This is a genomic window from Clostridioides sp. ZZV15-6598, from assembly GCF_020657705.1.
GTDB lineage: Bacteria > Bacillota > Clostridia > Peptostreptococcales > Peptostreptococcaceae > Clostridioides > Clostridioides difficile_F.
Genome location: NZ_JAGWCS010000069.1, coordinates 1 through 21,493, shown reverse-complemented (window position 1 = coordinate 21,493; position 21,493 = coordinate 1). Strand labels below are relative to the sequence as shown.

Genomic DNA, 21,493 nt, shown 5'->3' with positions numbered 1-21,493 from the left:
ATTAAAGACATAGTCAATTTTGAAATTATTTAGCTTATATTTTTTACTCTATTTTATAATTGTTAATATTTGTTTATTTACAATTTATTATTATCAGAATAAGTTTTTAAAGCTTCCCCAATGAACTTAGATGCTCCTTCACCATATTTCTTATCATTTACTTGTATATAAATAGAATTTTGTAAACAAAGTTCTGCCAAATAATCTAAATGATTCTCTCCTTCATCTATCTTGTAAAATTCATTACTTCTATTAGTTTCATACACTATATCTTCAACAATTTGTTGAATCTCTTCTGAAGAAGGATTTTTAGTTAAGTCTGCCACAAGTTTTTTATATAGCATATTTATTTTAGGCTCTTTATTACCTAAATAATGCTTCAAAACTTCTCCAATAAATTTACATGCTCCATTACCATACTTTTTATCAACTTCTTTTATCCATATAGGATTTAGTAAATAATTTTGTACCATGCCATACCAATTATCATCTCCATACTCCATATTAAAAAGTTCATAATCTTTCTTAGATGTATCTGTTATCTCTTTAGCAATTTCTTGAAGTTCCTTTGACAAAGGATTCTTATTTAAATCTGCTACAAGTTTTTTATATAATTCTTTTAATTTTGGATGATTGTCCTCCAAACAATCTTTTTTAAATTCATCAAATTGCTCTGCTAAAGTTAATATATCACTATTAAAATTCTTCTTTATAGCCTCAGCATATTTCTCAATACTTCCATATTTTTTTATAGCCATTTTAGCAATTTCATCTTCTTTAGATTTAAACGTCTCAATATGCTCATTATATTTCTCTACACTACCATAAGTTTTAATTACTTTATCTTCATGCTCTATTTTCAATTCCTCTAATACTTTAAAATATTCACTCATATCAAAATCTTTGAAGTTTACTATATTTTCCCCTTTTAAGGTTTTGTCTATAATTTCTATTAGACTATCCAATCTTTTACGTTTTATAATAAGTAGCTTTCTTTGACTTTCTAGAGCATTCATTTTATCAAAGTATGGGCTTAACATTATATCTTTAACTTCTTTTAAAGGTATCTCGAGCTCTTTAAAAAATAAAATTTGTTGAAGCGTTTTAATAGCTTCATCATCATAAAACCTATACCCTACTTCTGTAATTTCACTTGGTTTTAGTAAACCTATTTCGTCATAGTAATGTAATGTGCGCACACTTATTCCTGTCAAGTCTGAAACTTGTTTTACTGTTCTCATTGCCTCACCTCAAAATTTTATTTTACAGCTACAAATATTAATAAATACTTATATATCTATCAGTATTTATTAATATTTTCAAACTATGTTTTTATATTACAATATGACGTAGTGTTAGGGTCAACACTTTATAAATATATAATTTGATTTTTTGAACTCATTTCATATTTAAGTTTTGATTATCTAGCTAATATACTTTTATTGAAAAAGAAATCTTAATCTATATTCATATACCTAACATTAAGTATCCAGCTTTCATTTGTTTCAAAATTTCAGAAAATAGCAAAGGAAGTTTTTCAGTTTCATCAACCTTATTTGATAAATAATCTATTATTATATTAGATATTTTTTCAATTATGATTGAACTTTCTTCAAAAATTTCTGCTACTTGTACCCAATAGTCATTGTTGTATTCAGTTCCAATACATTTAAGCATCTTACTCATTTTATCAAAACCACCTTTAAATTCAACGCTATCTGGTTCTTCAATTCCTTTGATTGCATTTGGAATAGTTGGTACTGTTCCAAAAAACATAACCATATTAACTAAAATCCTATCATAGTCATCTTTTCTCAATTCATGTTTCCATTGTGGCAATTCTTTAATAAACTTTTCAAAACCTTTGTATCCTAAAAAGCCTGTAGTTGGATTTAAAAACATATCACGCTTTATAGCAAGTGCTTCTTGGGCAATCTGATATTTATTCTTTGAACTATTCATTCTAATTGTACAAATTGTATTCGCTTTGCTTAATCCAGGACAACTACAATTCATACATTCGCATAGTTCATCATAAGAAAGAGAGAGTAACTCAATTCTTCCACAATCATATAAATATATTCTTTCTTCCATATCATCATACCCTACCATAAGCACATAATGAAAAGGAATATGCTCTTTATGATATAATTTTTCATAATATGGCAGATAATACATATCTAAAGTTCCTAAAACAACTGGATAACCAGAATCAATTTCTGATTTTGCTTTTTTTAAAGCTTGTTCATACTTTTTAAACTCATAGTGTTTATATTCAAAATCAACAATAGGTGCTAAAAATTCATACATTTTTTTGGTTCTTCCATCTCCCAAAGCAACCATTCTCTTTAATTCTTTTTTGTTTGTCCTCAGATAACAAAACGAACCAAAACCTGATAATAAAAAGAAAAAATCATTTGGTAGAGATTCACCCATTTTATTCATATATATATCTTCTATACCATTCCACATACATTCATAATCGTGTAAATGGTGCTTTATTTCAATTATTTTCCTCATTTAATCTACCTCCGTTTATAAATAATTTCATTATAGAATTATAGTATTTTCATAAATTGTATCTTTATAATTTCAAATGATATGGTTATTACTTTCTACATATAAGCAGTTTTTTCATGTATATTTTTAATTAAACTTAGTATAAACCCTCCTATAATGTGAGAGTCAATGGCAAAATTCAAAAATAAGTATTCGTATTGTGTAACTTATAAGAAAATCTTACTTTTAATGCTTACAAATAAGTAGGAAGTCCTGAGGAAAAATAAGTTTTAAAATTTTTTATATTATAATCAACTAAAGTATTACAAATAGTATAATGTAATAATTTTATATAAAAAAGAGTACATAAAAAACTAAAAAACATTTCTTATATACTCTAATAATTTTAATTTACTATATTCTATTATTTACCAGCCTTCATAGCTCTAATTTTTAATGGTAAAGTAAATAAATTAATAAATCCTTCTGCATCTTTATGGTCATAAAGTTCACTATCTCCAAAAGAAGATATTCCTTCATCATAAAGTGCATTTTCAGTAAATATTCCAGCAGGTTTTATATTACCTTTGTAAAGTTTAACTTTTACTGTCCCTGTAACATTGTCTTGAGTTTGTTCCATAAATGCATCTATAGATTCTCTTAATTTGCAGTACCATAATCCATTATAAATAAGTTCTCCATATTTGTAAGATACCATTTGCTTAAAGTGTAGTGTATCTTTATCTAAAGTAGCACTTTCTAAAATATTGTGTGTTTCATAAAGAATTGTTCCACCTGGAGTTTCATATATACCTCTTGATTTCATACCAACAAGTCTATTCTCAACTATATCTATAACTCCAATTCCATGCTTACAACCTAACTCATTTAATTTATGAATTAATTCCACTGGAGATAATTCTTCACCATTTATCTTTTTAGGCACACCTTTTTCAAAATAAACTTCTACATATTCAGCTACATCACATGCATCCTCAGGGTCTACACATTGTTTATATACATCCTTTTTGTGCTCATTTTGTAGATGTTCTATGTCTCCACCTTCTGTTGATACATGCCAAAGGTTAGCATCTACTGAATATATTTTAGCTTTAGTTGCTGTCACTTTTATGTTGTGTTTCTCAGCATAATCTATAGCATCTTCTCTTGATTTTATATCCCATATTCTCCAAGGAGCTATAACTTTTATAGTTGGGTCAAGAGCTGCAATTGTAGCTTCAAATCTAACTTGGTCATTACCTTTTCCTGTACATCCATGGCATATATATTTTGCGCCTTCTTTATGAGCAACTTCAACTAATTTTTTAGCTATTATAGGTCTTGCTAAAGAAGTTCCTAATAAATATTTTCCTTCATATTTTGCTTCTGCTTTTACAGCTTTAAATATAGTTTCAGTCACAAACTCTTCACTTATATCATCTACATAAGCTTTTGATGCTCCACTTTGTAAAGCTTTTTCATAAACATCTTCCATTTTATCTTCTTGACCTACATTTCCACAAACAGCTATAACTTCTATATCTTCATAATTTTCCTTTAACCAAGGTATTATAATTGATGTATCAAGTCCTCCTGAATATGCTAATACTACTTTTTCCTTCATTGTTAATTCCTCCCAATTTTAAATTATGATTTTTATATTTTTATTTTTTAATAGAAACTCTTAATATTGAATGACTTTAAAAATGTAGACTCTTATAAAATCATTTTAATACTAAAAAAACCCCTCAGTATTTTTAAATACTAAGAGGCGAAATATCCGCGGTACCACTCTTATTGATAAACTTAGCTAATCAATCAGTAAATGTATAACTACTAAATACATATTAGTAAATAAATATATTAAAAAACGCCTCTTGGAAAAACCAAGAGACGAAATATATCCGCGTTACCACTCTAATTGATAAGATAAACTTATCCACTCTTTCTCTTAAGGCGAGATTACCTACTAACATACTAAATTCAATTAGTATCCTCAAAAGTTCTTTTCACTAATACTTATTTGCTAAGCTTCCACCATCCTCAGCTCTCTATAAAATACATAAAAGTTACTCTCTTTTTCATCGGATTTAAATATCAAATTTTTTAGATATCTCTTATAGAATATATAATAGTTTATTTTTCCATTTATGTCAACTATATAATTTATTTTCTTTTTAAAATGTTTTCTTTTTAAGCTTACTCATATTTTACTTTCCAAAGGCATAGTCCTTTAGCTGGTGCAGTGTCTGATGATTTACTTCTGTCCTTCAACTCAAGCATATACTTAATATCTTGTGGTGCTTTTCTTTTAAGACCAACATCTATTAATGCTCCTACTATTATTCTTACCATATTATATAAAAAGCCATTTCCCTCTATATATATTTCTACAATATCATCATTTTCTTTTATATTTATTGAGTAAATTTCTCTTACATTAGATTTTTTCTTAGACTTAGAAGAAGCAAAGCTAGTAAAATCATGTTCTCCTATTAAGTACTCACTTGCTTTTCTCATTCTATCTAAATCTAATTTTTTACTTATATGTGCAGCATACTTTCTCATAAAAGGACTATGATATTTATTATTATCAATCTTATATAAATACGTTTTTGATTTTACATTGTATCTTGAGTGAAATCTTTCATCAGCTTCCTCAACAGTTTTTACAACTATATCCTCTGGCAGATATTCATATAGATATTTTTGAATTTTATCTACTGAATCCATACAATTTGTTTTAAAGTTTATAACTTGACCTCTTGCATGTGCTCCCATATCAGTTCTCCCAGAACCAATTATCTCAATGGTTTCGTCGGCCATTTTACTTAAGACAGACTCAAGCTTTTCTTGTATAGTCATGTCATTATCACCTAATTTTTGATAACCTTTATATCTTGAACCATCATACGCTACTATCATTTTTATATTTCTCATCTTAATCCTCTTTCTAAGAATTTATGCTTGTTTAGCAAATTTATTTTTTATATTAAAAGTTATTTTTGTTCCAATGTTCTTTTCACTTTCTATTTTCATTACTCCACCATGAAGTTTTACAATTTCACTACTAATTGCAAGACCTAATCCACTGCCAGCCTTATTGTAATCTTCCTGGAAGAATTTATCTAAAACTTTATTTAAATTTTGCTTTTCTATTCCTGAACCATTATCTTCAACTGATATAGTTGTTACATCTTCATCCTGTGAAGCTACAACTTTTATGTAACCACCCTGACTAGTAAATTTAAATGAATTTTGTATTAAGTTTATAAGAACTTGTCTTAGTCTATTTTTATCTCCTTGGATATTTTCTATGAATTCATTTTCAAATTCAAATAAAAGTGATATATCTTTTTCAGCTGCTTTAACTTTCAACTGATTTACAACACCAACAACTAGTCCTTCAACATCAACTATATCAACATGAAGCTTTATCCTATCAGAAGAAAGCCTTGAGAAATCCAATAATTCTTCTACCAGCTTTATAAGTCTTTCTGTCTCATCTTGTATAATACCTAGACCCAAATCTAACTCTTCTCTAGTTATACTTTCATATCCTAATGTTTCACTCCATCCTTTTATAGATGTAAGAGGAGTTCTCAATTCATGAGATACAGAAGATATAAATTCTTCTTTCAATTTTTCACTCTTATCAATTTCATGTGCCATATGTTCAAATGTCTGTGCTAAATCACCAATTTCATCATCTACAATCTTCATATTTTCTAATTTTATATTGTAGTTTCCTACAGCTAATTCGTTTGCAAACTTCTTTAGCTCTCTCAATGGTTTTATAAGAGTCTCAGCAAATTTGAGACTTATTAATATAGCTATAATAAGTATAAATATTCCTGCCAATATAAGCCATGTAGCTTGCTTTAATATGGCGTTATCAATTCCATCTAATGAAACAGTGTATCTAACGACACCTTCTATAATATTATTTACTTTGAGTGGTAAGGAGATGCTCATGACATGCTCTCCTGTATCTGGTATTTTATAAGTATATGGTGTTAAATTTTTAGTCTTCACATCTCTTAATGCATTATCTACATCTTCATAATTTGCTTTTTCTTTACTTTTAAATCCATATTGGTCCAATATAACATTTTTATTCTTATCTATTATCGAAATCCCAAATTCTGAATTCTTTGTTAATGGCTGTTTATCAAAAATATTTTTGACTTTTTTCTCAAAGCTTGTAGTTTCCATTGTAATAGCATTATATTCATCAGCATATTTTATTTCAGATTCAAGTAGCTGTTTAACAGAATCATAGTAATAGTTTTGTATATAAAACATGAATAGCCCTTCAAACAGAGTTACCATTATAATAATTATTATAAAATAGTTTTTTATTACTTTTTTTCTCAGACCTTCAAAATGTAACACTATTATTCTTCCTTTCTAAAACAGTATCCATAACCCCAAATAGTTTGTATATATTTTGGTTTTGATGGGTCATCTTCTATTTTATTTCTTATCCTTCTTATATTTACATCTACTATTTTAAAATCATACAAATAATTAGTTCCCCATACCTCATCTAATATCTGATCTCTACTTAATGATTGTTTAGCATTTGATATCAGGTATTTTACTATTGAAAATTCTGTTGGAGTAAGTTCAATCTCTTTACCATTCTTAAATAATTTTCTTTTATCTATATCAAGTATAAATGGTGGCGAGACTATCTCACTTGACTTAACATTTGAATCATCTTTTGCAACTCTTCTAATAAGAGCAGAAACCCTAACTAAAAGTTCCTTTATACTAAATGGTTTTATGATGTAATCATCTGCTCCTGAAATAAATCCTTCTATTTTGTCATCTTCTTGAGCTTTTGCGGTAAGCATTATTATACCAACTTGATCAAAATTTTCTCTTATAAATTTACAAACCTCTATTCCACTTATATCTGGAAGCATTACATCTAAAAGAGCTATTGTAATGTCATTTTCTGTTGTCATTTTTTCTATAGCTTCTCTACCAGTACCTGCTTCAACTATTTCATAGCCTTCTCTTTTTAAGTTTATACTGACAAAACTTCTAATTCCAATTTCATCTTCTAGTATAAGTATTTTTTCCTTCATAAAATAAAACCTCCAATTGAGTATAATATTAACCATATATTAATGAGAAATACTCTTTTAATGCGTCTATAGTAATATCTAATTTATCCATTTCACTTGCATCATTTATAACTAGTAAAAAAGTATACTCATCACTTTCTTGAAGTACAATAGAATTTTGTGTATTTGCACTTTTTCTATCTTCAAGTTTATTTTTACTCTCTACTATTATATTAAATAAATTCTTACGGTCTGAATAATCAAAATAGTAAAATTTAAACACAGCTTTTTCCCCAACAAACTCTTGTTCAACAATTATTTTATCTACTAAATTGTTTTGCATAAATAACCTAAAATTGTATTTATAATTATAGTATATCTGGCTTATAAATATTAATTTTGAATTAGAGTCTTCTTTCCCATTCCATCTGTACCAACTTATATTAGCAGATGCTTTAGAGGTATAGGTATTTCTATTTCCTCCAGCAACTATAGGTATCTCTATAATTTTATCTTTATCAACATCATCAACAGGTATGTAATAAGGTTTAGTAATAGTTTTATCATAATCACTAAACACTTTTTGAATTTTATCATTTTTCATATATAATATCTGTGTGATATAATTATTTTCCTTTAACATGGGAATATCAAGTACAACACCTTTTATGGATGCAGCCGAGTTTCCAACAGATGAAGCAACATTACCTAGAGTTATATATAACTCATTTAGATTTTTTACATTTTCAAATTTGACATAATCCTTAACCTTCATAGTTCCATCAAAATTTGCAACAGTTGCAAACATCTCATTAGTTTTATTATTCAAATGAAGCATTAGTATATCTATCTTGTCATCTCCATCTATATAACCAATCTTTACTTTCATATCGTTAAAATCTTCTTTATTTTGAATCCAAGAAGCATCTAAATCGTATACTTTTGTGATTTCATTATCCCTCACTTTGTATATATGCATATTAGTTTTATCTTTGGATTTAACAAGTAAAATAACTTCCTTATATCCATCTGAATCCAAATCATAGAAATTAGCATATTCTATTGATTCTCCATTTTCTAGATAATGGTCTCCTAGTACATATTTTTCACCATTGTAACTTAAAGTTACAAAACCTACTTTATTAACATTATTACTTAAATCTTCTTTTTGCTCAAATACTACTAACTCATCAACTCCATCACTATTTAAATCTACCTTATTTATTTTTCCTACTTCTTTTGTATTAGAAGGCAATATCATAGATGAGTCTGGTTTTAGTAGCTGATCTATACCATCGTACAATACTTTTTTTGTATCATCATAGTCAGGTATCTTTGCCAATTGTTCTGGAGATTCAGTTTTAACATTACATCCAGTAACAAATAACATCATTAAACCTGATACAATAATAAGCTTTAATAACTTCATTTAACTCCTCCTAATCCTACAATCTTAAATTTTTCTTGCAAAAATCTCCTCACAATAGTTAGACGTTTCAAATCCTCATAAGGTTTTACTTATTTTAACAAAACTTTATTATTTTGATAAAACTTATGATAAATATAAAATCTAATTATTATTTCTAGGAGGTTTAGGCCCTGGATATTGGAAAAAGTTAGTTTTTAGCATACCATTATATAATTTTCTCTTTTTAGCTGCTTTTTGCCCAAATTCATATTCAAATTCTTCATAAGAAGTTATCAGATAATATGACCAATTTTTTAACTTTCTAAATGCATAGCCAAGTTCTTTATATAATTGTTTAACGCTATCCTTATCTTCTAGTCTTTCTCCATAAGGTGGATTGGTAACTATAAATCCAAATTCTTCTTCACTTTTAAACTTAGTTGCATCTCCTACATTAAATTCTATATATTCATCTACACCTGCTATTTCTGCATTTTCTCGAGCTATATCTATACATTCTTCATCTATATCATATCCATAAATTTTAAATTTAGATTCATTGTCTATTTTATTAAAAGCATCTTTTCTTACATCCCACCAAATCTTTTTATCAAGCGTTCTCCACTTTTCTGATATAAATTCTCTATTTAATCCAGGTGCCATATTTATACCTATCATGGCTGCTTCAATTAATATAGTACCAGAACCACACATAGGGTCTACTAAAGTCCTACCTGCTTTCCAAGGAGTTAAGTATATAAGTCCAGAAGCTAAAGTTTCTCTTATTGGAGCTTTGTTTGCTTTTTCTCTATATCCTCTTTTATGTAAAGCATCTCCTGTTGTGTCTATTGAAAGAGTTACTTTATCTTTGTGTATAAATACAAATATAGGGTATTTTTCTTTATCTTCTTTAAGCAAACCATCCTCTAAATAACTTTTCTTTAAGCTTTCTACAATAGCTTTTTTTACTATAGCTTGTACATCTGGTGTACTGTATAATTTTGATTTTATAGAAGAAGCTTTTGAAATAGGAAATTGAGCTCCATAAGGTATATATTTGGACCAATTTATCCTTTTTGTATTTTCAAATAATTCATCAAAGCTTTTTGCTTCAAACTCAGCAATCTTAAGATGTACTCTTTCTGCACATCTCAACCACATGTTTGATTTTGCTATCCCAAATTCATCTGTCTTATATGTTATTCTTCCATCTTCTGTTTTTATTATTTCATATCCTAAATTAGTGATTTCTCTAGCCAACATTTTTTCCATTCCAAAAAAACATGGCGATATTAATGTATAGTTTTTCATAAAACCTCCTGTTTCTTATATTAATTACAACGATTATTTATTTTTTAACCTGTTTACATATTTAAATTCATACTTCCCATTTGATATCCTGACATATCTAGTGTAACATATTTAAAGCCAAATTTTTTTAATTTAGTAGCAACTTTACTAAAATTGTTATTTTCAAAAAATTTACCTAATTCTTCCTGATTAACTTCTATTCTAGCTATATTTTCATGCATTCTCACTCTAAATTGAGAAAAACCCAAATCGGATAAATATTCTTCACTCTTTTCTATTATCCTAAGCTTTTCATCTGTAATTTCAACACCATAAGGAATTCTGCTTGCAAGACATGCAAATGATGGTTTATTAAAGGTTTCTAATTTCATATCTTTTGAAAGTAACCTAATTTCATCTTTCTTTAATCCACTTTCTTTTAATGGACTAATTACTTCTAATTCATTTAATGCTTTAAGACCTGGCCTATAGTCTCCTAAATCATCTACATTGGTTCCATCTACTATGTACTTTATATTATGTTCCTTTGCGACCTCTTTTATTTTAGTAAATATATATTTTTTACAATGATAACATCTTTCAACACCATTTTCTTTGAATTCCTTTAAATCAAAATCTTCTATTTTTAATATAATATGTTTAACTCCAAAATTTTTAGTATATTGCTTTGCTTCTTCTATTTCTCTATTTGAGTGCATCATTGCATGAATAGTTACAGCTATAACATTATCTCCTAATGTATCTCTTGCTACTTTAAGTAAGAAATTACTATCAACTCCACCTGAATAAGCAACTGCCACACTTTCTAATCCAATTAATTTTTCTCTTAATTTTTCTAACTTCTCTCTTTCCTTCACTAAATCTACCTCCATATCCAGAAAATATGAACTCTAAAACTATTCTTATTTTTTACATACTTAATGATTATAACATATAAAGTATATATTTAAAAAATTAGAATCACTTTTAAGTATATTAATTATAATATTAAAGTACTTTTATTTATATCTTTACAATTTAAACATATTACTGTACTACACTATATAAAAACAAAACAGTGTAATACAGAAATATGCTTAAAAGCCATGAAGTGTCAATAGCCTATCTTCATGGCTAAGTTCACGATTTTATTCTCATATAATTACTCTTCTTAGTAATATAATTGTAAATTACAAAAAGATACTATCATTAGAAATATTCTAAAAACTTAAACTTAATACTTATAGTTTACACAGTTCTATATCAATCCCACCAAAAAAGCCATATGGTTGAACCTTGTATTACCTCTTTTAGAGCTCTTAATGTCTCATATCCTTGTACAATAATATCTTCACAGTACAAGATTAATTCTATGCATAAGTTATTAAACTTTTCATTATCACTAGTTGTATTTTTTGAAAAATATTGAACTGTATCACATCCAATTGCTATTGGGTACACTCCATAGTTTTCGTACCAATATTTTGCAACTGCTATATGCTCTTCATCACTAGGACAATCGTTAAATCCACCAATTGGTATATATGCAAATACTTCATAAGGTTTAGTTGTTGGTACTTTAGCTATGTAAACTTTGTTATTTTCTTGAAATATATCTATATTTGTAATTGGGTTAAAACTTTTATAGTCACAAAAAGTATCTTCTGAATCTATGAGTTCTTTCATCATCTCTGAAATTTCATTCTTCCTATACTTGAAAAATTCATTTACATCAATTTCATTATATTTTTTCAGACAATACTCTTTGTAGTTCTCAAGAGATCCATACTCTTTATTAATAATATCAATGTTTTCTTTTAGCAATCCTACCTTTTCATCGATAATTATAATTGGTGTATACCCTTTTTCTTTACCATCTTCTATCATCGTCTCTAATAAATTGTCAATATCAATCTCATTGTTCACAGGAACACATTCAAAACCATATAAATCTTCAATACCCATATTTATCTCCTATTCTTTTTAGATTTAATTCTTTTGAAAGTTTTCTTTTTTTGTTGTCAAATTTTTAAATACTATTATTATTTGTAAAACTATAAGTAGAGGCATAGTTTATAAAAAACATTTATATCAAATAAATTTTTCATTTAATTTTTTATATAAATATAATGTTTTTTATGACAATATCCTCATATAAATATAATATCACAAAACAAATGTTCATGGTTAATAATAAGTAATTTTGTAATAATTCGTTGTAATATTATGTTATTTTAAATGAAATAAATGATATAATTTGTATAAGAAAGGGCATATTTATTCACATTAAATTTATTTAAGACAAATTTAATGCGAATATTTTTTTAATAGTAACAAATATCCTCAAAATAATAAATAATATTATACTTTTTAGGCTTTATGTATAGTATAAATTCTAAAAAATCACATGCAAGTTTGCAAGAATTAACAGATTAAAATCAAGATTTAGATTTAATAGTACTTTTATATAAAAAGATATGTATTTATTTAATGTATTAAGCTCAGAAGGTACAAGATTCTACTATCTAATAGTTAATAATTCTATTCAAGTTTAAATTTAATACATAAATTTATAGGTGTATCAATTAAAAATTTTAACTAATACACCTATTGATTTCTATTCTTCTTTTAATAAAATATCTTTCCATACATCTTCTTTAAACCCTAGCAGTACATTTTTACCATCAAATAGTAGTGGCCTTTTAATAAGCATACCATCACTTACTAATATTTCTAGAAGTTTATCATCTGTCTCAGTCTTCACTACATCTTTAAGACCTAATTCTCTATATTTCATTCCACTTGTATTAAAAAATTTTTTTATATCATACCCACTAATATTATAAATTGATTCTAATTCATCTTTACTTGGTGGATTTTGAACCATATCTATATCCTCAAATTTTAAATTATTTTCTTTAAGCCAATTTTTTGCTTTTTTAACTGTAGAACACTTTGTATATCCATATAATTTAATCATTATAGTAAAACTTCCTTTCTAATTTTTTATCTTTATATTTATAATTTTATACCCATAATATGTATATTATAATCAATTTTTATCATAAATATGATAGGACAGTTCAGATTTCCCAGCATCAAAGTAGACAGTCTTAGTTGTATCAAAATCTCCGTATTTGCTTTCATTAAATCTATAATTGTTACTGTTGCTGATGAATTCTTCTTTGTCGCACTTTTTCTTTAGCTATTTGGGCATGAAGTATGGTATTTCTATAATTTTAATCTTATATTATACATTTTTTAAATTTTTATACAAGTAAAAGCCGTGACAGTTTGAGGTCACGACTTTTTTACTACATTGTTAAATTGAAATTTATCTGCTCTATATTATGCTTATTAATTGTAGGTTTCTTGTTTTAACTATGTACTCAGATACCAAGTATACCCATACCTATCAAGCACTTCAGCACCACCATCATTTTGATCTGGTGGTGGATGTGGTAAAAATCCTTGCACAAGCGTACCACCCTTGGCAAGTTTTACAGATATTTCTTCTATCACTTCTCGAGATGGTAGAACAACACAAATCGCCATGCCAGAAATTACAGCAGGCTCGTCTATATCGGCCCCCATTATGCAACCTTCATACTTTGTGAAAGTAACACTTGCGTGCATAACAGGGTTGCTTGGATTGCTGTCTAATCGTGCAAACAGAGTTTTTCCACCTCCGAAAGCCTCAGCATAAAAGTTAAATGCTTTTTCACAAGTACCATTAAATGTTAAATATGGAGTTAGCATGACCAATATCTCCTCCTTGATACAAAATTTAAATCAATACTTAAATATAAATCTTATATAATTATATATTAAAATTTATATTTTTCATTGTAAAAATCAGACAAACAATCCTTATTTTTTTATAAAATTTTAATATAAATTTCATTTATAAAAATTTAAACAATTTTTTCTTTTATTTGAATATCCTCAACTATACCATCTTTTATACTTATAATCTTATCTGCAACACTATTTGAAAATACAACATCATGTGTAATTATCAGTATAGTCATGCCTTTATCTTTAAGTCTATTCATTATATTTACTACTTTTTGAATAGTATCAATATCAAGTGCAGAAGTAGGCTCATCAAAACAAAGAACTTTTGGCATAAGTGCACAAGACCTAGCTATAGCAACTCTTTGTTGCTGTCCTCCTGACAATTCAAATGGATATGAATTTAATTTATCTTCTAAATCAACTAATCTCAAAAGTTCTTTAGCTCTATTTTCAGCTTCCTCTCTAGGAACTTTAAAAACATTAACTGGAGATTCAATTATATTTTCAAGAACAGTCATATGAGGAAATAGATTAAAGTTTTGAAAAACCATACCTATTTTACCACGTATTTTTGCCATGTCTTTCTTATTTTTTATTATTTCATTATCTATCATAATTTCTCCACTATCGAATTCTTCAAGACCATTTATACATCTTAATATTGTGGTCTTCCCTGCACCAGATTTGCCAAGCAAAACTCCAATCTGACCTTCTTCTAGTTCAAAAGAAATATCTTTAAGTACTTTATTTTTTTTAAATGATTTATTTAAATTCCTGATTTTCAACATATAAAAAACCTCCTCCTATAATTATTGTAGCTTTATCTGTAATAAGAATATTTTTTTTCAAGTAATTCAAATCCCTTAGTAAGTATAGCTACAAATATAAGATATATTGCTCCTGCCTCAAATAGTGGTAACAAACTTGCTTCTCTATTCATTGCTATCTGAGATATTCTTAAAATATCATTTAATCCTAATATATATACTAAAGATGTATCTTTTACCAATGTAATTACTTCATTTGAAATAGGTGCTAGTATTCTTTTAAAAACTTGTGGAAATATTATTCTCTTATACATCGTAAATTTGTCAAACCCTAGTACTTTTGAAGCTTCATATTGACCTCTATCTATTGATTGTATTCCACCTCTAAATATTTCTGCAAAGTATGCTGCATAATTTAAGAAGAAAGCTACTATTCCAGCTGTAAACCTATCAAACACAATTCCTATAAGAGGTAAACCATAGAATATGACTATCATTTGTAAAAGTAAAGGTGTTCCTCTCATTATTAATATATAACATTGTGTAATACCACTTATTAATTTATTTTTTGATAATCTTAAAAATGCAACTCCAATCCCCAATGGAATTGATACTACCAATGTTATACAAAACATTGCTATAACTATTTCTAAACCTTGTAACATGCCTTTAGTGCCCCCTTCTTAACAGCTAACTTATCTTTTATTTAAACCACTTATCATAAATTTTGTCAAAAGCTCCATCTTTTTTCATTTCTTGTAATGTTTCATTTATTTTCTTACAAAGTTCTGGATTTTCCTTAGATGTTGCTACAACATAATCTTCTAATCCAAAGTCTTCTTTTAATACTTTATATTTATCTTCACCTTTTTGTCCCATATAGTATCTAATTAAAACTTCATCACCAACAACTGCGCTAGTTCTACCTATTTCTAAGTCTCTAAGTGCTTTATCGTAAGTATCATAAAGAACTGGTGCTCCACCCTTTAAGCTATTCATAAAATCTTTATCTTTTTCTACTGCATCAAGAGCTGTTGAACCTTGTTGAGTACCCACTTCTTTATCCTTTAAATCAGCTTTTGTATTTACTTTTGAATCACTTAAAGTAACTATTATTTGTTTATTTTGTAAATAAGGTTCTGTATATGATACTATTTTCTTTCTCTCATCTGTTATAGAATATCCATTCCATAATACATCTACAGTTTTTGAATCGTTTAATTCTGTTTCTTTCATTGACCAATCTATTGGTTGGAATTTAACTTCCATTCCAAGTCTCTTAAATGTCTCTTTTGCTAAATCAACATCAAATCCCACTGTTTCTCCTTTTTCATCTAAAAATCCCATTGGTACAAATGTATTATCAAATCCCACAATTACCTCTTTTTTTGATGTATTTGAAGTATCTTTATCTTTTCCATTATCTGATTTTGAACAACCTGCCATTCCACTTACTAAACCTAACATAATTGTAAATAATCCTAATTTTTTTAATATACTTTTCATAATATTCTCCCTCGCCTTTTAAATTTTTAAATATTTTGATTATTTCAGAAAAAATGTATCTATTGTAATATAATTCTCTGCGCGCTTAAAAAATTATATTAAAAAACTCCCGTCTCTAGCTATTGCTAGAGGACGGGAGTTAAATCTCGTGGTTCCACCTCTGTTCATTAATGCCTCACGACACTAACCTCTTTAAGTACAATAAAAATTATACTCTAGCACTATAACGGGTGCAAGGATACCGGGAAGCTCCTAGTAAAGTGTTTTTACTCTTTCAGAGTCCTGCTCAAAGATGTGTTCAAAGTAAAATCTATTGCTCCTCTCACCAATCGGAAACTCTCTGTTTAAGATTACTTACTTTTACTATTTCTTTTCGTAGCATTTAATGTTGTTTTGAATTCTTATTATGATATTGATTTTATATCATAAGGCAATATCTGTCAATATATATTTTAAAATAAATATAAAAATCTAATTCCAAGGTACAACTTCCACCTCACCATAACATCGTTCTACCAATCTATTAGAATACTCTCCTTTATATCCCAAAATAAAAAGCAAAACAAGTTCAATATATCTTGTTCCGATTGAAATTATATTCCAAATATCTTCAACTTCTAATGTAGCTCTATGAGCTTTTCTGCTTGGATGAACTATACTATTTCTTAAATAAATAACTAAATCTATTCCATCATCAAACTTCTTTTTTATCATATTATCAAATATATCTAACTCATATTTACCATATGGTATCTTACATATATCAAGTAGAAGTCTGATATTTTTAGATGCCAAATTATGGTCAAAAGTTTCATCTGTAAGCACCTTATTTTGCTCTACCAGCATTACATATGACAAAGTTTCAAGTGCAATCTGTACAGATATTATATTATTTTCCATAGTCACACTTCCAAGAGACTCTATATACCAATCAACAACACTCTTTATCGCAGAACCATAATAAAAATCTTCTAATTTTTTACACATGAGACTTATATATTTTTCCATATTATGATAATTTGACAGTGTATCTGACCATGTTGGTACATATCTAAAAGGTGTTATTTGATTTTCATTCCAAATTCTATAAACTTCATTACCATTTCTATATCCTTTTGCCAAACAAAATCCAACATATCTGCCACACATAAAACTCAAGGCTGTTGATATTCTATCTAAAAGATTTATGGTATTATTAGTTCTAAAAATTCTACCATCTTTTCTTCTAATCCTACCTATATGAGTTATTATTGCTCCAGATTTAGACTTCAAATCTGACTTTAATTCTTTTCTATAATCATACCGTTTATCTATAGTAACAACATAATCATTTATATCAAATTCAATTCTACCTGCATATACTTTATCATTGTATTTTATAAGTTTTCCAGGTATTTTATCTAAATTTATTATATTAAAATCTACATGTTCAACATAAGAATTTTTAGATTTTATACAATCATCATTGATATATCCTTCTATTCCAAAATCACTTAGAGTATTTATTGTTATAGAAATAATCTTATAACCATAGACTTCAAGAATAGCATTATCATAGTCCAAAACTAGGTTGTCATCTTCATTTTCTATATCTTCAATACAACCTATATCTGCTTTAAAACTTATGGATATTGGAGGTGTCATTTTATAATAAATTTTTCCATTACATCTATATTTCTTATCTAAATATATGCAAAATCTACCTTCATAGATACTAATATCTTCATTGATACCATAGCTTAAATATGCTGATATTATAGCATCATCAATTTCTTTCATTTTTATTCCCACCTTTGCTTTTGTATAATAACATGGGGATTTCAGTTCTTTTTTATTTAGTAAAACCCAATCTATTATATAATTCAATATATTATTTTTATTAATTATGTATTTTATAATTTCTTATAAAAACAGTATCATTCTAGTATCATCGTTTGTTAGACACATTATGTATTTTTAAATTTTTTATTTATTAATAATACCTAAAATGGATTGTAAGAAATCATTTTACTACCATAGCTTTTATTCATTTAGATATTATCATTCATATATATACATTGTCAAAGAAAACATTTAATTTATCAAATATTTTCTTTAACAATATATTATCTATAATCTTATAAATAATGTATTTAACAAACTAAATCTATTTCATTAAATGATTTTTCAAAATAAAAATGGTAGCTTTAATTTGTTATTTCAAAACTACCATTAGATTATGTATATTCTCTTTTAACATATAAAGCTTTTACTCATTATAACAATTTTTACTACTTTTATTTAGTTTATATATTCAAACATATTATGACACTCATAAAATTGGAACCCAATATTCAATCAAACTTTTACCATCCTTATCAACTAATTCTCCATATCTTGCAAAATCATATTTAGCATTTTCATTTAACTGACATGTCGACTGAGGTAACCATTCTTTATAAGCATAATCTACAACAGGTTGTAAGCTATCTTCTCTCTTTGCTTTAAAGCTAAAAACTATATATTTGCTAGGAGATAACTCTTTTATAACCATTTTTTCAGGTATTTTATCAAAAAAATTTACCTCTACTGCCGCATAGTAATCAAATGCTGGTTGATTTTCTTCATTTTCATTATATTGTGAATAATCATTTAGTCCAATAATAAAATCTGTATTTCTTCTGTTTGATATTAAGTGTTTTTTCGAATAAATTTTTTCTGCACATTCACCTATAACAGAAAACCCTAGGCATGTATTTCCTTTATAGCCTACTAAAAGAATTTTATCATTTTCAACCATTTTAACTTCCATCATTCTATCACCTCTCAAAGTTTCTTTTCCATCAACAGTAAACTTTAATTGTACAGGATGAAAATCGCCTTTTTTTCTAAATGATTGTGGGCTACATTTAAACATAGCCTTAAATCCGATTGTAAAAGATTGTTGTGTTTCATATCCAGCAAATAATGAGATTTCCATAATTGGTTTATCTGTAAAAGTTAGTAATCTTGCTGCTTCAGTCAATCGTCTTCTTTGTATGTAATTGTGAACAGTAAATCCAACAACATTTACAAACATTCTACTTAGATGATATTTTGAATACCCTATTTCTTTTGCAATACTATCCAAATCTAATTTTTCTTCTAAATTTAAGTCAATATAATCAACTACATCCTGTATTGTTTCTAAGTTAGTTTTCATAATACCTCCTTCTAGTATGATTGTATATAATTCTGTCTTAGCTGTTTTCACATTTCTTGCTATTGTCAAAAAAACTTAATCACTAATAAAAAATTTAATCACTAATGATGATGGCAACTGGTAAAATTTAGACAATATATCTTTACTCAAGATTAGATAATGTATTACTTATATCCTTTTCTACTAATGGTTTCATATTATCATTATAAATACTTATATCTGCATTACTTAATTCCGCTCTTATACGATTAATAAGTTGTTTCTTATACTTTGTGATATTAGGTAATGACTGAATAAAATTTCTCGATACAGAAGGCTTTTTATCCACGATGTGACTTAGTATACTATCTATATTAATTTCAATTTTATTATCAGTATCCCACTTAGCATTTGCAACTATTAACAACAATCCTCTTATACGAATATATGAACTTTCATTATTAATCATATCTAGAAAATGATCAAAGAAACAGTATGTAATATTTGATTTTTTGCTTTCATTTTCTAGAAATAAAAAAGTTTTATATGCCTCATTATGATTTTTTGAACATAAGTCATTAATAAGTAAATCAATATTTTCCAATATTTTCATCTCCTTTGTAACAAATATTTATTTAAGCTGAGTATAACATAACAAAAAATAAATAGAAATAATTGAGATACCTCTATAAATATTATCTGTTAATTAATCTGATTTACATCAATGAATGCTAATGCTCAACTGTCATTTAAATTCTGTTAATAAATAACATAATTTTTTTCTAAATTATACTAGCAAAAAGACGCTCCTTTATGAGCGTCTTTATAATGTAAAAATCTAATATTATTTTAAAGTTCATTACGTTTTATTTGTAACTAATAAGTTAGAATATAATAGACTTATTAAATATATTATATCAAATAGCTTATATTCTATAACTTATATTTATTATAGTTCCTTTTTTAAAGTTTCTTTTAAACTATCGTATGCAAAATCCATTATCTCTCTACATGCAACTAAATCTTTCTTTAAGTCTATACATAACTCTGAACCGTACTCATTTCTTACTGTTGTTGTCAAATCTTTAGCATATGCTTTAGCTTTAGTGCTTTCACCTTCATGGTTTCTACCTCTTACATATCCAATTATTATATTTGAGGCATTTACTGCACCACATAAACTAGCTACTCCACAACCTGAACCTAATCCACTCCCTAAACAAACTGGTATATCTGTATTAAACTCTTCATTATATGCTTTTATAACTGACTCTGCACAATTGAACCCCTTTTCATGATATTTTGATGCTATAACTTTATTGCACATTAAAACTCCCCCTTATCATTATAAATTAAAAATCTCTTCTAACATAATTATATCAAATATTAACAAAAAAATCACTTTTAACCAATTTAACTATTTTCTTCTAAATCTAATAGTATTTTTTTTAAGTCAGAATGATTCCCCATATATCCACCAATATTATTTTTACCAACAACTCTGTGACAAGGTATTATTATTGGAATTCTGTTGCTTTTACTTGCTTGTCCAATTGCTCTAACAGACTTTGGATTATTTATATTTTGTGCTATTTCTGAGTATGAGAGTGTTTTTCCATAAGGTATTTTTAACATTTCTTCATAGACAGATTTTTGGAATTCAGTGCCATCAACACGTATTTTCAAATCAAATGTTTTTCTTTTTCCATTAAAATAATCATCTATCTGATTTATTGCTTCTTTTAAATCTTCTTTACTTCTTTTTATATCTATTCCTTTTTTAATATATTCTTCTTTTAAATTATTAAATTTTTCATCTCCTATATCTAAGCCAACTACAAAACCATCTTCACTCAATATGTACAAATTTCCTATTTTAGACTCATAAACATCATATACTAAACTCATATAACTTCCCCCCTTTTATATTAGTATACATATAATTTTTCAAGTAATAAAGAGTTACCCTAAAAAATATAGAGTAACTCTT

General features: G+C 26.9%; 20 protein-coding genes, 1 pseudogene and 2 other annotated features. All 21 genes and pseudogenes read right to left on the bottom strand.

Annotation, left to right across the window (positions count from 1 at the left end):
- Positions 1-77: 77 nt before the first annotated feature.
- The 21 genes and pseudogenes from KGF50_RS13550 to KGF50_RS13455 all read right to left on the bottom strand — a co-directional run bounded on the left by KGF50_RS13550 (position 78) and on the right by KGF50_RS13455 (position 21,411).
- A complete protein-coding gene (locus KGF50_RS13550; RefSeq protein ID WP_227848539.1) occupies positions 78-1,241 on the bottom strand; it encodes a MerR family transcriptional regulator in 1,164 nt (387 codons plus the stop codon).
- Between the two features lie 226 nt (positions 1,242-1,467).
- A complete protein-coding gene (locus KGF50_RS13545; RefSeq protein WP_227848538.1) occupies positions 1,468-2,520 on the bottom strand; it encodes a BtrH N-terminal domain-containing protein in 1,053 nt (350 codons plus the stop codon).
- A 403-nt stretch (positions 2,521-2,923) separates the two neighbouring features.
- Entirely contained in the window at positions 2,924-4,123 is a 1,200-nt protein-coding gene (locus KGF50_RS13540) for an argininosuccinate synthase (RefSeq protein WP_227848537.1), read from the bottom strand.
- Positions 4,124-4,385: 262 nt separating this feature from the next.
- Positions 4,386-4,593, bottom strand: a binding site (T-box leader).
- A 105-nt stretch (positions 4,594-4,698) separates the two neighbouring features.
- The gene (gene truA, locus KGF50_RS13535; protein WP_227848536.1) at positions 4,699-5,439 is read right to left on the bottom strand and encodes a tRNA pseudouridine(38-40) synthase TruA; all 741 of its coding nucleotides are present in this window, start codon (positions 5,437-5,439) and stop codon (positions 4,699-4,701) included.
- Positions 5,440-5,460: 21 nt separating this feature from the next.
- Entirely contained in the window at positions 5,461-6,894 is a 1,434-nt protein-coding gene (gene walK, locus KGF50_RS13530) for a cell wall metabolism sensor histidine kinase WalK (RefSeq protein ID WP_227848535.1), read from the bottom strand.
- 2 nt (positions 6,895-6,896) lie between these two features.
- Positions 6,897-7,595, bottom strand: a complete 699-nt coding sequence (gene walR / locus KGF50_RS13525) for a cell wall metabolism DNA-binding response regulator WalR (RefSeq protein WP_227848534.1) — start codon at positions 7,593-7,595, stop codon at positions 6,897-6,899.
- 28 nt (positions 7,596-7,623) lie between these two features.
- Positions 7,624-9,003, bottom strand: coding sequence for a hypothetical protein (locus tag KGF50_RS13520; RefSeq protein ID WP_227848533.1), 1,380 nt, complete (start codon positions 9,001-9,003; stop codon positions 7,624-7,626).
- Positions 9,004-9,144: 141 nt separating this feature from the next.
- Positions 9,145-10,293 carry a THUMP domain-containing class I SAM-dependent RNA methyltransferase gene (locus KGF50_RS13515; protein ID WP_227848532.1) on the bottom strand — a complete coding sequence of 383 codons (1,149 nt, stop codon included), beginning with the start codon at positions 10,291-10,293 and terminating at the stop codon, positions 9,145-9,147.
- 53 nt (positions 10,294-10,346) lie between these two features.
- Positions 10,347-11,165 carry an ATP-dependent sacrificial sulfur transferase LarE gene (gene larE / locus KGF50_RS13510; protein ID WP_227848531.1) on the bottom strand — a complete coding sequence of 273 codons (819 nt, stop codon included), beginning with the start codon at positions 11,163-11,165 and terminating at the stop codon, positions 10,347-10,349.
- A 370-nt stretch (positions 11,166-11,535) separates the two neighbouring features.
- A complete protein-coding gene (locus KGF50_RS13505) occupies positions 11,536-12,237 on the bottom strand; it encodes a DUF4253 domain-containing protein (RefSeq protein WP_227848530.1) in 702 nt (233 codons plus the stop codon).
- Positions 12,238-12,889: 652 nt separating this feature from the next.
- A complete protein-coding gene (locus tag KGF50_RS13500) occupies positions 12,890-13,252 on the bottom strand; it encodes an arsenate reductase family protein (protein WP_227848529.1) in 363 nt (120 codons plus the stop codon).
- Positions 13,253-13,327: 75 nt separating this feature from the next.
- A pseudogene (locus KGF50_RS22575) lies at positions 13,328-13,477 on the bottom strand (replication initiation factor domain-containing protein); the annotation flags it as partial.
- 176 nt (positions 13,478-13,653) lie between these two features.
- Complete coding sequence (locus KGF50_RS13495) at positions 13,654-13,908, bottom strand: hypothetical protein (protein ID WP_413926822.1); 255 nt, start codon at positions 13,906-13,908, stop codon at positions 13,654-13,656.
- Between the two features lie 278 nt (positions 13,909-14,186).
- A complete protein-coding gene (locus tag KGF50_RS13490) occupies positions 14,187-14,858 on the bottom strand; it encodes an amino acid ABC transporter ATP-binding protein (protein WP_227848527.1) in 672 nt (223 codons plus the stop codon).
- A 32-nt stretch (positions 14,859-14,890) separates the two neighbouring features.
- A complete protein-coding gene (locus KGF50_RS13485; RefSeq protein ID WP_227848526.1) occupies positions 14,891-15,502 on the bottom strand; it encodes an amino acid ABC transporter permease in 612 nt (203 codons plus the stop codon).
- A 37-nt stretch (positions 15,503-15,539) separates the two neighbouring features.
- Entirely contained in the window at positions 15,540-16,343 is an 804-nt protein-coding gene (locus KGF50_RS13480; protein ID WP_227848525.1) for an amino acid ABC transporter substrate-binding protein, read from the bottom strand.
- 125 nt (positions 16,344-16,468) lie between these two features.
- Positions 16,469-16,729: a binding site (T-box leader), on the bottom strand.
- Positions 16,730-16,814: 85 nt separating this feature from the next.
- Positions 16,815-18,122 (bottom strand): hypothetical protein, encoded by a 1,308-nt coding sequence (locus tag KGF50_RS13475; RefSeq protein ID WP_227848524.1) that lies wholly within the window; start codon positions 18,120-18,122, stop codon positions 16,815-16,817.
- 532 nt (positions 18,123-18,654) lie between these two features.
- Positions 18,655-19,524, bottom strand: coding sequence for a helix-turn-helix domain-containing protein (locus KGF50_RS13470; RefSeq protein WP_227848523.1), 870 nt, complete (start codon positions 19,522-19,524; stop codon positions 18,655-18,657).
- 142 nt (positions 19,525-19,666) lie between these two features.
- A complete protein-coding gene (locus tag KGF50_RS13465; RefSeq protein ID WP_227848522.1) occupies positions 19,667-20,107 on the bottom strand; it encodes a SufBD protein in 441 nt (146 codons plus the stop codon).
- A gap of 345 nt (positions 20,108-20,452) precedes the next feature.
- Positions 20,453-20,830 (bottom strand): C-GCAxxG-C-C family (seleno)protein, encoded by a 378-nt coding sequence (locus KGF50_RS13460; protein WP_227828500.1) that lies wholly within the window; start codon positions 20,828-20,830, stop codon positions 20,453-20,455.
- Between the two features lie 86 nt (positions 20,831-20,916).
- Entirely contained in the window at positions 20,917-21,411 is a 495-nt protein-coding gene (locus KGF50_RS13455) for a methylated-DNA--[protein]-cysteine S-methyltransferase (protein ID WP_227848521.1), read from the bottom strand.
- Between the last annotated feature and the right edge of the window lie 82 nt (positions 21,412-21,493).